The organism is Bradyrhizobium sp. BR14999 (assembly GCF_056106085.1).
On record NZ_CM148536.1, the window covers coordinates 3,326,133 to 3,338,038 of the forward strand.

General features: G+C 61.8%; 17 protein-coding genes. 11 read left to right on the plus strand and 6 right to left on the minus strand.

What is annotated here, in order from left to right; genetic code table 11:
• Window positions 1–12 precede the first annotated feature (12 nt).
• Window positions 13–492, plus strand: a complete 480-nt coding sequence (locus ACR9YP_RS15305) for a potassium channel family protein (RefSeq protein WP_091878444.1) — start codon at window positions 13–15, stop codon at window positions 490–492.
• 33 nt (window positions 493–525) lie between these two features.
• On the opposite strand, the gene ACR9YP_RS15310 is transcribed toward ACR9YP_RS15305, so the two are convergent.
• Entirely contained in the window at window positions 526–1,209 is a 684-nt protein-coding gene (locus tag ACR9YP_RS15310; protein ID WP_091880224.1) for a helix-turn-helix domain-containing protein, read from the minus strand.
• A gap of 304 nt (window positions 1,210–1,513) precedes the next feature.
• Here ACR9YP_RS15310 and ACR9YP_RS15315 point away from each other — a divergent pair, with 304 nt between their 5' ends.
• Both ACR9YP_RS15315 and ACR9YP_RS15320 read left to right on the plus strand, forming a co-directional pair.
• Window positions 1,514–2,137 carry a response regulator transcription factor gene (locus tag ACR9YP_RS15315; RefSeq protein WP_091878442.1) on the plus strand — a complete coding sequence of 208 codons (624 nt, stop codon included), beginning with the start codon at window positions 1,514–1,516 and terminating at the stop codon, window positions 2,135–2,137.
• A 187-nt stretch (window positions 2,138–2,324) separates the two neighbouring features.
• Window positions 2,325–2,693 carry a response regulator transcription factor gene (locus tag ACR9YP_RS15320; RefSeq protein WP_176945332.1) on the plus strand — a complete coding sequence of 123 codons (369 nt, stop codon included), beginning with the start codon at window positions 2,325–2,327 and terminating at the stop codon, window positions 2,691–2,693.
• A gap of 11 nt (window positions 2,694–2,704) precedes the next feature.
• Here ACR9YP_RS15320 and ACR9YP_RS15325 read toward each other — a convergent pair whose 3' ends face one another.
• The 3 genes from ACR9YP_RS15325 to ACR9YP_RS15335 all read right to left on the minus strand — a co-directional run bounded on the left by ACR9YP_RS15325 (window position 2,705) and on the right by ACR9YP_RS15335 (window position 4,421).
• Window positions 2,705–3,289: an invasion associated locus B family protein gene (locus tag ACR9YP_RS15325; protein ID WP_474220330.1), complete on the minus strand. Its 585-nt coding sequence runs from the start codon at window positions 3,287–3,289 to the stop codon at window positions 2,705–2,707.
• 24 nt (window positions 3,290–3,313) lie between these two features.
• The gene (locus ACR9YP_RS15330) at window positions 3,314–4,189 is read right to left on the minus strand and encodes an alpha/beta hydrolase family protein (RefSeq protein WP_474221062.1); all 876 of its coding nucleotides are present in this window, start codon (window positions 4,187–4,189) and stop codon (window positions 3,314–3,316) included.
• A 64-nt stretch (window positions 4,190–4,253) separates the two neighbouring features.
• Window positions 4,254–4,421, minus strand: a complete 168-nt coding sequence (locus ACR9YP_RS15335; protein WP_474220331.1) for a hypothetical protein — start codon at window positions 4,419–4,421, stop codon at window positions 4,254–4,256.
• 127 nt (window positions 4,422–4,548) lie between these two features.
• On the opposite strand from ACR9YP_RS15335, the gene ACR9YP_RS15340 reads away from it, so the two are divergent.
• From ACR9YP_RS15340 to ACR9YP_RS15350, 3 genes are all read left to right on the plus strand, one after another.
• The gene (locus tag ACR9YP_RS15340; RefSeq protein ID WP_176945276.1) at window positions 4,549–4,704 is read left to right on the plus strand and encodes a hypothetical protein; all 156 of its coding nucleotides are present in this window, start codon (window positions 4,549–4,551) and stop codon (window positions 4,702–4,704) included.
• On the plus strand, window positions 4,701–6,404 hold the full coding sequence (locus tag ACR9YP_RS15345; protein ID WP_091878435.1) for a SulP family inorganic anion transporter: 1,704 nt from the start codon (window positions 4,701–4,703) through the stop codon (window positions 6,402–6,404). Before ACR9YP_RS15340 ends, ACR9YP_RS15345 begins: the two co-directional genes overlap by 4 nt.
• A gap of 321 nt (window positions 6,405–6,725) precedes the next feature.
• A complete protein-coding gene (locus ACR9YP_RS15350) occupies window positions 6,726–7,160 on the plus strand; it encodes a hypothetical protein (protein WP_091880218.1) in 435 nt (144 codons plus the stop codon).
• Between the two features lie 43 nt (window positions 7,161–7,203).
• Here ACR9YP_RS15350 and ppk2 read toward each other — a convergent pair whose 3' ends face one another.
• Together ppk2 and ACR9YP_RS15360 are read right to left on the minus strand one after the other, a co-directional pair.
• Entirely contained in the window at window positions 7,204–8,004 is an 801-nt protein-coding gene (gene ppk2 / locus ACR9YP_RS15355; RefSeq protein ID WP_091878432.1) for a polyphosphate kinase 2, read from the minus strand.
• A 21-nt stretch (window positions 8,005–8,025) separates the two neighbouring features.
• Entirely contained in the window at window positions 8,026–8,478 is a 453-nt protein-coding gene (locus ACR9YP_RS15360) for a hypothetical protein (RefSeq protein WP_091878430.1), read from the minus strand.
• 162 nt (window positions 8,479–8,640) lie between these two features.
• Here ACR9YP_RS15360 and ACR9YP_RS15365 point away from each other — a divergent pair, with 162 nt between their 5' ends.
• From ACR9YP_RS15365 to ACR9YP_RS15385, 5 genes are all read left to right on the plus strand, one after another.
• Window positions 8,641–9,066: a hypothetical protein gene (locus ACR9YP_RS15365; RefSeq protein WP_091880215.1), complete on the plus strand. Its 426-nt coding sequence runs from the start codon at window positions 8,641–8,643 to the stop codon at window positions 9,064–9,066.
• Window positions 9,059–10,291, plus strand: coding sequence for an HlyD family secretion protein (locus tag ACR9YP_RS15370; protein WP_091878428.1), 1,233 nt, complete (start codon window positions 9,059–9,061; stop codon window positions 10,289–10,291). The genes ACR9YP_RS15365 and ACR9YP_RS15370 overlap by 8 nt, the downstream gene beginning before the upstream one ends.
• 37 nt (window positions 10,292–10,328) lie before the next feature.
• Entirely contained in the window at window positions 10,329–10,727 is a 399-nt protein-coding gene (locus ACR9YP_RS15375) for a hypothetical protein (RefSeq protein WP_244550928.1), read from the plus strand.
• Between the two features lie 84 nt (window positions 10,728–10,811).
• Window positions 10,812–11,597 (plus strand): DUF2092 domain-containing protein, encoded by a 786-nt coding sequence (locus tag ACR9YP_RS15380; protein WP_091878424.1) that lies wholly within the window; start codon window positions 10,812–10,814, stop codon window positions 11,595–11,597.
• Window positions 11,598–11,599: 2 nt separating this feature from the next.
• Window positions 11,600–11,878 carry a hypothetical protein gene (locus ACR9YP_RS15385; protein WP_474220333.1) on the plus strand — a complete coding sequence of 93 codons (279 nt, stop codon included), beginning with the start codon at window positions 11,600–11,602 and terminating at the stop codon, window positions 11,876–11,878.
• Window positions 11,879–11,906 lie beyond the last annotated feature (28 nt).

Sequence of the window (11,906 nt, forward strand, 5' to 3'; positions counted from 1 at the left end):
GGGTTCGACGCTATGATGCTACAATTCCTTGTCGGCATCCTGGTCAGTGTGATCAATATCGGGCTCCACGCGCTGGTGACGGTGGTCGCGGTCGCCATCGCTCGCAGTGCAGGCCTGCGTCATACCAATCGGCCGAGGTTGCATCTCATGGGCGTCATGATCGCGGCCGCCGTCGTGTTGAAGATCGCCCACATGCTCGAAATCCTGATGTGGGCCGCGACCTACAATGTCGTCCAGGCTGCTGCCGTCGACACGGACTTGCTCTACTTTGCTTTCGTCAACTACACCACGCTGGGCTACGGCGACATCACGCCGGTGCGCGAATGGCGGCTGATCGGCCCGTTGACCGCCATGAATGGTGTTCTGCTGTTCGGCTGGTCCGCCGCCATTCTGTTCGAAGTCTTGCGCAAGACACTCGAACATCTCGGGCTGACGGAAGCGCCCGGCACAAGTTTACCACGGATCCAACGCAGTCGCGTGGACCCATCTTGATGGCCGTGGATTGTGGACCAGCACTCCGCCGGTTCAGGGCTGCAGATCGAGACTGGCGAGCTGGTGCCGGTCGAGCAGCACGATCTGACGCTGAGTGTTGCCGACGAAGCCGAGAACGCCAAGCTCATGCAGCCGCGACAGAGCGCGCGAGACAGTCTCCAGCGTCAGGCCGAGATAGTCGGCGATATCGCGCCGCGACATCGGAAGTGCCATGACGCCGGCGGCCGTCAGGCGCTTGTCCATTTCAAGCAGGAACGCCGCGACCCGCTCCAGGGAGGTCTTGCGGCCGAGAAGCAGCATGTGGTCTTCCGCATGCTGGAGGTTATCTGTCGTCATGCTGAGCAGGTTTCTGGTTACCATGACATCGCTCTCGGCCACGGTTTCGAGACTTTGCCGTCTGATCAGGCGTACCGTGGTGTCGATGATCGCTTCCGTCGTGAACCGGTGCTCGCTGCCGTTCTCGAGCCCGAAGATGTCGCCAACGAGGTGAAATGCGCCGATCTGCCTGCGGCCATCCGACAGCAGCTTGTAACTTCGTACCGCTCCGGACTTGACCTGGTAAACATACTCGGCCGGCTCTTTCTCGCCGTAGATCTCGGATCCTTTTCGGTACGAGAATTCGCTTAAATTGACCAGCGCATTTGAATGATTTGTCATGCCGAGGTCGCGGAGGGTATTGGGACGCAGGGTGGAATCCGTTGTGATGCGAACGAACATGGGCCAACTCCTCAGCTTGTCGCCGAATTGGTCGGTCGGATGAAATATTCTCAGCTGGAAATGCGCCGCGCTATCCCACTCCCGCCACAGTTGATTTTCGGCCAAGGTGGTAGTTCAATCCATTGTCCCAAGGTTCATTGTACCAAAGGACAGTACTGCTGATTGTTGCGCGGGATGAGAAGCTTGCCGCGGTGGAGATGCGACATATTGCGAAGCAGATATTCCGACTTCCAAACGTGAAGATGACTTGAAGAATGAGAGGGACGTCGAGCCGTCCTCATTAAATTGAGCGAGAGGTAAAAAAGTGCCAGGCCTCGTTCACGTTGTTGACGACGACGAGTCCTTTCGGACCGCGATCGAGCGCAGGCTGAAGCTCGCAGGATATGAGGTCGCGACCTATGCCTCAGCACTGGAGCTGCTGGATTCGGCGCCGGATGACGAGCAAGTGGGGTGTATCCTGCTCGACGTACGGATTCCGGGACTGAGCGGTCCCGACCTGCAGACCCGGTTGATCGCGTCTGGTTCGATGCTGCCGATCGTCTTCCTGACCGGCCATGCCGACACGCCAACCACCGTACGCGCGATCAAGGCGGGAGCGGAAGACTTCCTGACCAAACCTATATCCTCCGAGCAGTTGCTCGACGCGATCGAGCGCGCGTTGGCCAGTCAGCAAACGGCGCGCACCCAGCGCAGCAGACTTGATGCTTTTCGTGGTCATCTGGCCACGCTGACGCAGCGCGAGCGACAGGTGTTTGATCTCATTGTGCGCGGCCGGATCAACAAGCAGATCGCGCATGAACTCGGAACCGCCGAACGCACAGTGAAAGCGCACCGTCATCAAGTGATGGAGAAGATGCAGGTTCATTCGCTGGCGGAACTCGTTTCGATCGCAGAGCGGCTCGGAATACTCGATTCGAACGAGCATTAGCCGCATCGTCACAGCGGTACGGTTCTCCCCGCTGTGACTGCCCCAAAGGACAATGCTGAGGCGTGTTGACAGTGCACGGCGAGCCGTGCGCTATAGTGCATTAGATGTCCGCTCGGAAATGCGGAGCAATCGTATCCAGTATCCCACCATCGTAGCAGTTCGTCATCTCCCGGAAAGGCAGATCGCCTTGCCCCTACGCGAGTCCGTTTTCGTCGTCGATGACGATCCGTCCATGCGTGCCAGCATGGACAGACTTCTGCGAGGGTACGGTTTCGACACCACGCTGTTCGACACTGCGAGTGCCTTGCTCGATCATGGCAAGTTCTACACCGCGATTTGCATCATCCTCGACATCAATCTTGGCGCAAAGTCCGGCATCGAGGTACGGCGAAGACTGGCTGAGAACGGCGTCATGGCGCCCGTGATCTATGTAACCGGTAATGATTGCCCCGCGAACCGTACCGCGGCGATCGCGTCGGGCTGCATCGCTTATCTGACAAAGCCATTTTCCGCAGAATCGCTGATCGAATCGGTAACGCGCGCCACTGTCGCATAGGCCGCGAGCGCTCACTCCTCGACATACTGCTCCAGCGTCTTCGCCGGCGCACCGTTGCGCACGGACGCGAACTGAGCCAGCGGAACCGAGGTCGTGAGGGCCAGGAGATTCGAATCGACGAGCTCGAGCGTCAGCGCCTTGCCTGATGCCATCTCCTTGAGGGTCTTTGGCGCCGCCACGTCGGCTGCGATGCAGAGGTTGGTGACACACCAGGTATAGGGCACGCGGAAGGGAGTGCCGTGGTCGACCGTCAATTTGGGGGCTTGTTGCAGGTACATGCCGACAGGCACGAACAATTGCAGCCGGGCTGTGGAAGCGTCCTCGCGCTCGATCAGGTCGATGCGCACGGCCGTCTGACCGGTCGGGAATTTGCCTGTTATCGAAGTCCGGCACAGCATCGGCGCACCGCCGGCCTTGAAGCAGAGTTTCTGCCAAGCGCCATAGCTGATATCCTTTTCTTCGCGCTGGCCGCGCGTTGCGACCTCGGCGGGCTTGTCGGCTTGCGCGGCCTTCGGCGCGGCGACGCCTGAGCCTGTGGCTGTTCCGACGGCTGCAACCATCAAAAGGCCAGAGAGACAATCAAGAGGGCGAGGCATCGTCGCGTCTCCGGGATATGGCAATCACTTCTGCGCATCCAAGAACCTCGTCACCAGCGGCGACCAGAGCGGGATCGCGTCCGGCGAGCCGATGAAGAAATGACCTTCATTGCCGAACGGCGGCATCAGATGATATTCGGCGCGGCCGCCGGCGGTGGTGAAGGCGGCATGCATGCGCTTGGACAGATCGGGTCCGAAGAACGTGTCGTTCTCGATGTAGATCCACAGCATCGGCACGCGCGAGGTGCGGCCGAAATCCGCGGTGGCCTCGACCAGCTTGTCGGGTGCGCAATTGTTGTTGGGCTTGCCGCCGACCCGGCCGCCGCGGCCTGCGGCGAAGGTGATGATCGCTTTCACCTGCGGCGGGTTCACGCTCGACAAGGCGATCGAAGCCCAGCCGCCGGCGGACTGCCCGACCACGATCACGTCCTTCGGGATGATCCGCTTCTCGACGGCGAGGTAGTCGATGATCCAGAGATCGACCTGGGCGACAGCAAGGCCCGCATCATGAAAGTTGGGATTGGTGCACTTACCGACTTTGGAGAAGAACGGGCCAAACAGTGCGCGCTCGGGAATGTCGATCGCCTGTGCGCCATAACCGCTGCCGACCGGCGCCACCACGAGATAGCCGCGCCTGGCGAACCATTTGGCGGCATCACGGAATTCCACCAATGGAAAGAAGCTGCGATCAGTCGGGTTGAGCGAGACGCCATGGTTCATGATCACCAGCGGGAAGGGGCCGTCGCCGACCGGGCGCACCAGATAGGCGAACATCGGCAGCGGCAGCGGGAGTGCCCAGACTTCTTCCTGGATGCGGACCTCGTCCTCGGCGCGCACGGGCGATGCGACGACGAGAAGGACGAGGAGGGTGGTCGCAAGAGCCTGGAGCAATGCAGGCATGCGATGCATCGCGACCTCCCTCATCCCGAAAACGTTGCGGCCACCACGATCGGACCGAGCACCGTCAGCACGACGTTGCCGACCGCGTAGGGCACGGCGACGCCGAGCACCAGGCGGTGATGCCGATCGAGAAGCCGCGAGCCCTGATGCAGCCGAGGATGGTGCCGATCGCAATCGCCAGCAGCAGGAAGATTTCCGGTGCGGCGGTGATGATCCACCTGACGGTTTCCATGGTCGCGTTCCCCCGGCGCGTTGGTGCGATTTGATTGGCGGTGCGGGGACATTGCTTGATCCAGATCAAGGCTCGGCAGAGACGAGGCGATGCCCTATGACCTCATGAAATGTTTGCGACAGCCGCGATGTTCGTCAAGGTCGAGGGCGAGAACATCTTCGCGGTCGCATCCGGGGGCGCGCCGCTGGGGATGTTGCGCCGCTCGCGCTGGGGCCTGCCGGTGGTCGCGCTGTTGATTGTGCTGCCGCGCTGCGAAGCGTCTCGTTCGGAGGAGGGTCGATGAACACACCGTCCGATCCGACGTGGATGCGGTTCTTTCCGCCGGCCGGCTGGCTTGGCGCTTACAAGCGCGAATGGCTGCCATCCGACGCGATCGCCGGCATCACGCTCGCCGCTTATGCCATCCCGGTCTCGCTCGCCTATGCCGCGCTCGCCGGCTTGCCGCCGCAAGTCGGCGTCTATGGCTACATGCTCGGCGGCATCGGCTACGCCTTGTTGGGGTCATCGCGGCAGCTTGCGATCGGCCCGACCTCGGCGATTTCCCTGATGATCGCCGGCACCGTCGGCGCGCTGGCCGGCGGCGATGCACTGCGTTATGCCCAGATCGCGAGCCTCGCAGCCTTTGCGGTGGCCGTGTTGTGCTTCATCGCCTGGCTGTTCAAGCTCAGTGTGCTGGTCCGCCTCGTCAGCGACAGCATTCTGGTCGGCTTCAAGGCCGGCGCCGGGCTCACCATCATCATGAGCCAATTGCCGAGCCTCCTCGGTGTTGCCGGTGGCGGCCATAATTTCTTCGATCGCGCCATCAAGCTGGTCGGTCAGCTGGGCAGCATCGATCCGCTTGTGCTCGCGATCGGCGCCGTCGCGCTGTTATTGCTCCTGCTTGGCGAGCGGCTTTTGCCGGGCAAGCCCGTCGGCATCACCATCGTTGCGCTCGCGATCATTCTGGCAACACTTCTGGGCCTCCCGGCCCTCGGTGTGCCCGTCACCGGGAAGATACCGGAAGGACTGCCGGCGCTGGGGATCCCGACATTCGGCCTGCTGGAGTTCGACGATCTGTTTCCGCTCGCGGCGGGTTGCGTGCTGCTGGCCTATATCGAAGGCGTATCGGCGGCCCGCAGCTTTGCTGCCAAGCACGGCTACCCGCTCGATGTCCGTCAGGAGTTCCTGGGATTGGGCGCGGCGAACCTCGCCGCTGCCTTAGGCCATGTCTATCCCGTCGCCGGCGGCCTGTCGCAATCGGCCGTCAACGACAGTGCCGGCGCGCGGACACCGCTGGCGCTGGTGATCTGCTCGGTGGCGCTCGGGCTGTGCCTATTGTTCTTCACGGGGCTGCTGACCAATCTCCCCAAGGCGGTGCTCGGGGCGATCGTCTTCGCCGCCGTCTACAGGCTGGTCGACGTTCGTGCACTGCTACGAATGTGGCAGGTCAGTCGGATCGATTTCTACGCCGCGGCGATTGCCCTGATCTCCGTGCTGCTGCTCGGCATCCTCCAGGGCATTCTGCTGGCATCGATCGCGTCGATCTTCCTGCTGCTGGCGCGGGCATCGCGGCCAAACGTCGCATTCCTCGGCCGCTTGCCCGGCAGCGGCCGTTACTCGGACAGTGCGAGGCATGAGGGCGTCGAGCCGCTGATTGGAATCATCGCCTTCCGGCCCGAAGCGTCACTGCTCTACATCAATGCCGAGACGATCCTGGAAACCGTTCTGATCGCCCTCCGGGGGTCGCCGGGCGTCCGGCTGGTAGCCTGCGACTTATCGGCGTCGCCCTATATCGATCTGGCAGGCGCGCGCATGCTGCACGATCTCCACGACGAACTTGCGTCACGCAGGGTGACCTTCTGCATCGTCGGCGCGCATGCGCAGCTCCGCGACCTCTTGCGCGCCGAAGGACTCGCGGCCAAGACCGACAGCGGCCAGTGGCTGCGGTCGCTCGATAGCCTGCTGAGCGATGATCAGGCGAGCACTGCGCAACGAACGGTCTGACGCCTTCCTATTGCGTTGCGAACGGCATGGCATTGCCGATCAGAATGGACACGACCGTTGACTTGGATCAATGGAGCGACCGGCGCCGCACTCACGATCCCGCATCACCTTCGCCCTCAAGGATCGGGACAGACAGATGTCCAAAGAGCCCAAGGCCGCGCACTGCTCTTGGCGCAGCTCACCGGTCCGCTCGCCCTGAAGATCCTTATCGTTGGTTTCATTGCCTGCACCATCCCGTCGTTCATCGTCTGGGCGATCGGATTCCACGTCTTCAAGATCAATGATCCTGGCGCAATGACCAGAAGAGGGGAAGGAAACATCATGAGGAAAGTTACTATCGGCGCCGTCCTGATTGCATCGATCGCAGCCGCTACCGGTGTCAGCACGCCGTCGCGTGCTGACACCGGCCAGGTTGCCGTCGTGTTCACCAAGGGCGGATTTATCGTCGGTGTCGGGGGCGGCGAAGGCGTCCTGCTATACCGGGGCAAGAAATATCCCTTCACTGTGTCCGGCATGAGCGTCGGCTTGACGGTCGGAGCGTCGACCACGAAGTTCGTCGGCCGAGCCCTCAATCTGAAGGGGCCGGCGTCCATCGAAGGCTCTTATGCCGTGGGGGGAGCGGGTGGGGCAGTCGCCGCAGGCGCTGGTGGCGTTCAGTTGCAGAACAGCAATGGCGTGATCCTCCAGCTCAGCGGCCCGCGGGTCGGCGCGGAAGTATCGGCGGCCGTCGGCGGCGTCACAATCCGCTTGAAGTGATCCGAACACGCAACGGGCTGCGCCACCGCAGCCCGTTCGCGTTTCAATATCGCTCGGCGACGAAATTCATTCCCTTTAGGCTGGCTTGGTCGTTGTAGCGTCCCTTCTCGGAGCGCTTCGGCAGCTTGATCGTGTCCTTCTTGATGCGCTTGTAGGGGATCGCGCCGAGGAGATGCGAGATGCAGTTCAGCCGTGCCTTTCGCTTGTCATCGGAGCGGATGATGTACCACGGCGCTTCCTTGGTGCTGGTCTGCTTGAGCATCAGATCGCGAGCTCGCGAATAGTCGTACCAGCGCCGGTAGGACTCCAGATCCATCGGGCTCAGCTTCCATTGCCGCACGGGATCATCGATGCGCGCATGGAAGCGGCGTTCCTGCTCGTCCATGCCCACTTCGAGCCAGATCTTGATCAAGATGATGCCGCCATCGATGACGTATCTCTCCATCTGCGGGCACAGCGTGAGGAAGCGCTCGTGCTCGGCGGGGGTGCAGAAGCCCATGACGTATTCCACGCCCGCGCGATTGTACCAGCTTCGGTCGAAGATCACGATCTCACCGCCGGCCGGAAATCTCTCCATGTAGCGCTGGAAGAAGAGCTGCGTCTTCTCACGGTCGGATGGCGCGGGCAGGGCAACGACGCGGAACACGCGCGGGCTGACCTTCTCGGTGATGGCCTTGATCGTTCCACCCTTGCCGGCGGCGTCCCGGCCTTCGAACAGGACGATGACCCGCAGCTTGTTCTCCCGCACATAATCCTGAAGGTGGCACAGCTCGACCTGGAGCTTTTCAAGCTCCTTCTCGTAGTCCTTACGCTTCATCCGCTCCGCAGATACGTCCTTGGCCATGCCGATCCTTCCTGTTGCTCGTCAATCGTCCCAGGAAATGGTCACGCCGATATCGCCGGGCACACCGCCAGGGAACTCGATGATCTGATAGGAAATGCGATAGCCGCGTGGTTTCAGGTAGTCGGTCCAGAGCTGGAAGATCTCCTTGGGAATGCCGGTTAGGGTGTTCTCCCAGCCCTTTTCCATCTGATTGATAGCGCGGCCTTTGTCGGTGCAGAGGGAGTTGGGAAAACGATACACCAGCACTTCCGTCAGGCCGTTTCGCACCGCACGCTGGATGATGGTCGAGGCGAGCTTGATCTTCTCCTCCTCGGTCTTGCCGGAAGGTTTGCTCAAGCGCTCGATCAGCGCGCGCTTCTCGGCCTCGGCAGCGGCTGCGAGGCGGACATATTCGTCAGCCTTCTCAGCCTCCTTGAGGGCGGCTTCCTTTCGAATCTGGGCGGCGTTGGGGATGAGATCGTCGAGGCCGGGCATGGCTGCGGCTCCTGATGGTTATCAAATCAGCATCCGAGGAACGCTAAGCCCGGCGGAGGGCGTTCCCTTGATTCAAATCAAGCAAACCGGAAGCCTGTCTGAGCAGAGTGGCACACATGCGCATTTGACTGGGAGAGACGTTTGAGCGACCAGCTTCATCCGATGGCCCCGCACCATCTGCCATTCTATCTCGCGCCGGGCAGCGGGACCGATACGCTGATGGTGGTGATGGGCATATTTCTGATCGGGACTGTGCTCTGGGTCGGCACGCTCTATTGGAAGCTGCACAGCCTGCCGGAGCGGATGGCGCACAAATCGCAAAAATTGCAGTTCGAGTTCGTTGCGGTGCTCGGTCTGATCTCGCTATTTACGCACATGCATATCTTCTGGATTGCGGGGCTCCTGCTGGCTTTGATCGATCTCCCCGATTTCGGCACACCGCTGCGCAGCATTGCCGGGTCGGTCGAGAAGATTGCAGAGGCGACGCCGGCCGGAAATGGCGAGGAAATCCCGACAGACGCTGCGGCTACGCCGCCTCCAGCGGAAAAGCCCGGGTCTGCCAAGGAGAAGGAGCCCAGCCATGCTTGAGCTGCTGATCTGCTCCCTTGTCACGATCCTGCCGGACTACCTCTACCGTCGCTACGCCCAGGGCAAGCGCTTTGGCAAGGAGATCACCTTCTTCTCGATCTGGTACGAGCTGCGCTGGGGCATCACCGCCTGCCTGATGCTGACGGTGTCGCTGATCACGATGATCTTCTATTTCCATCCGTCTACGTCGTCGGCGACGCTCTATTTCCGTACCGTGCCGATCCTGCCCGAAGGCTCGGGCCGCGTGGCTGAGGTCAAGGTCGGCTTCACTGCTCCGGTGAAGAAGGGCGATGTGCTGTTCACGCTGGACGCCTCGAAGCAGCGGGCCGCCTACGAGACGGCGAAGCGAAAGGTCGCGGAGGTCGACGCCGCCATGCAGACGGCGCAGGCCGACGTGGTCAAGGCCGAGGCGCAGATCGGGGAAGCGAAAGCCAACTACCAGCAGGCCAAGGACGAACTCGAGGTCAAGAGCGAACTCCAGCGTCGCAATCCCGGCATCGTCCCGCAACGTGATATCGACAAGCTCCAGGTCCTGGTTGACCAGCGCCAGTCCGGCATCGATGCGGCGACGGCCGCGAAGCAATCGGCATCCTTGCAGGTCTCCATCCTGCTGCCGGCACAGAAGGCCAGTGCGGAGGCCGCGCTCGACCAGGCCCAGGTCGATCTCGACAAGACCCTCGTGCGCGCCGGCGTCGACGGGCGCGTCGAGCAGTTCCTGGTTCGCCCCGGCGACGTTGTCAATCAGCTGATGCGCCCCGCAGGCGTTCTCGTTCCCGAAGGTGCTGGCCGCAAGGCGCTTCAGGCCGGTTTCGGCCAGATCGAGGCGCAGGTGATGAAGGAAGGCATGGTGGCGGAAGCGACCTGCATCTCGAAGCCATGGGTGATCATCCCGATGGTGATCACCACGGTGCAGGACTACATCGCTGCCGGACAGTTCCGATCCGGCGAGCAGCTGATCGATCCACAGAACGCCGTCCGTCCCGGCACCATCCTGGTATTTCTGGAGCCGCTTTACAAAGGCGGCCTGGATGGGGTCACACCCGGCAGCAGCTGCATCGTCAATGCCTACACCAGCAATCACGAGGAAATCTCGGCCAAGGACACTCCGACCAGCCGGAAGATCGCGCTGCACGTCGTGGACGGCGTCGGCCTCGTACACGCGCTGCTGCTGCGTATCCAGGCGCTGTTGCTGCCGATCCAGACACTTGTGCTGAGCGGTCATTGAACGGCCTAGGAAGGAAGACGATATGTGTTCACGGAAGGTGGTCGCGCTCGGCACGGCGTTGCTGGTCCCGCTGCTTGTCATGGGTGGCCGTGCCGTTGCTCTCGACCTCAACGGTGCATGGGTGACCGATTCCGACAATTGCCCCAAGGTGTTCGCGCGCAAGGGGATGCAGCTCGGCTTCACCGACATGTCCGATGTTTATGGCGGCGGCTTCATTGTCGATGGCGAACAGATCATCGGCAAGTTCGCCCGCTGCCGGATCAAGGCGCGGAAGGACGACGGCCCGACCGTCAACCTGGTTGCGGCCTGCGCGACCGACATGATGCTCTCCAGCGTTCAATTCAGCCTGAAAGAGCTGGATGCAAACAGCCTCGTCCGGCTGTTCCCAGGCATGGAGGACATGGAGATTCGCTATCACCGTTGCCCGGCGCCCTAGCGACAAGTTATGCCAGCTTTGAATCAAGTCAAACAAGCGGACCGCCAGCGCATTTCAATGTCCTTCATTCTAGGAGGACTCGCAATGAAACCAATAACAGGCTTTGGAAGGACATTGTTCGCTACCGGCGCAGCGTTGCTGCTTGCTGCGACCTCGCCGGCACGTGCGGATGACCCGGCCAAGATCCTCAAGTCGATGACGGACTATCTCGGCAGCCAGACGACACTGTCCGCCTCATTCGACAGCGATATCGAGATCATCACCCCCGAGCTCCAGAAGATCCAGTTCGCAAGCTCCGGCCAGTTCAAGCTGGGGCGGCCCGACAAGCTGCGCGTCAGGCGCACCGGCGGCTATGCCGATGTCGAGCTGGTCTATGACGGAAAGACCGTCTCGCTCTACGGCAACGACGCCAAATCCTACATGCAGGCCGAGATGGCAGGCACGGTGGATCAGATGATCACTGAGATGCAGACCCATTCCGGACTCGGCATGCCCGGTACCGATTTGCTGCTCACCAACGCATTCGAGGAGCTGATGGCCACGGCCGCCGACGGCAAGCATGTCGGGCAGGGCGTGATCGACGGCGTCGAATGCGAGCATCTCGCATTTCGCACGGCCGACACGGACTGGCAGATCTGGATCGAAACGGGTGCAAAGCCGGTGCCGCGCAAATACGTGATCACCAGCAAAACGGTCACGGGCGCACCGCAATACACGTTGCGGACCAGAGACTGGAAGATCGACGCCTTTGCCGAGGATACGTTTGTATTCAAGGCGCCAGCCGGCACCACCAAGGTCGACATCAACTCGGTCGCGATGGCGGATTTCGACGAACTTCCTCCGGGCACACCGACAGGAGCCAAGAAATGATCATGCTGCGGAAAACCTTGATCGGCGCGGCTGCAATGGTCGCTTTTGCCGCCGGACTGTCCTGGAGCGATGCGCCGCGTATCGACGAGAGCGGCTTTCTTTCGGAGGCGCAGGCGAGGGTGGGACGCCCCCTCACGCCCATGAGCTATGCCGGCGTCGCGCGTCGAACGACGCGCCGGGCGGTTGCGGTTGGCGCCGCGGCGGGAGCCGCCGGGGCCTATTATGCGCCCTCCTGCGCGCAGGTCGTGGACGCTTATGGGCGGGTCGTCACGCGGTGCTGAGGCCCGCCTCGGGGCTGTCCGTGCGGTG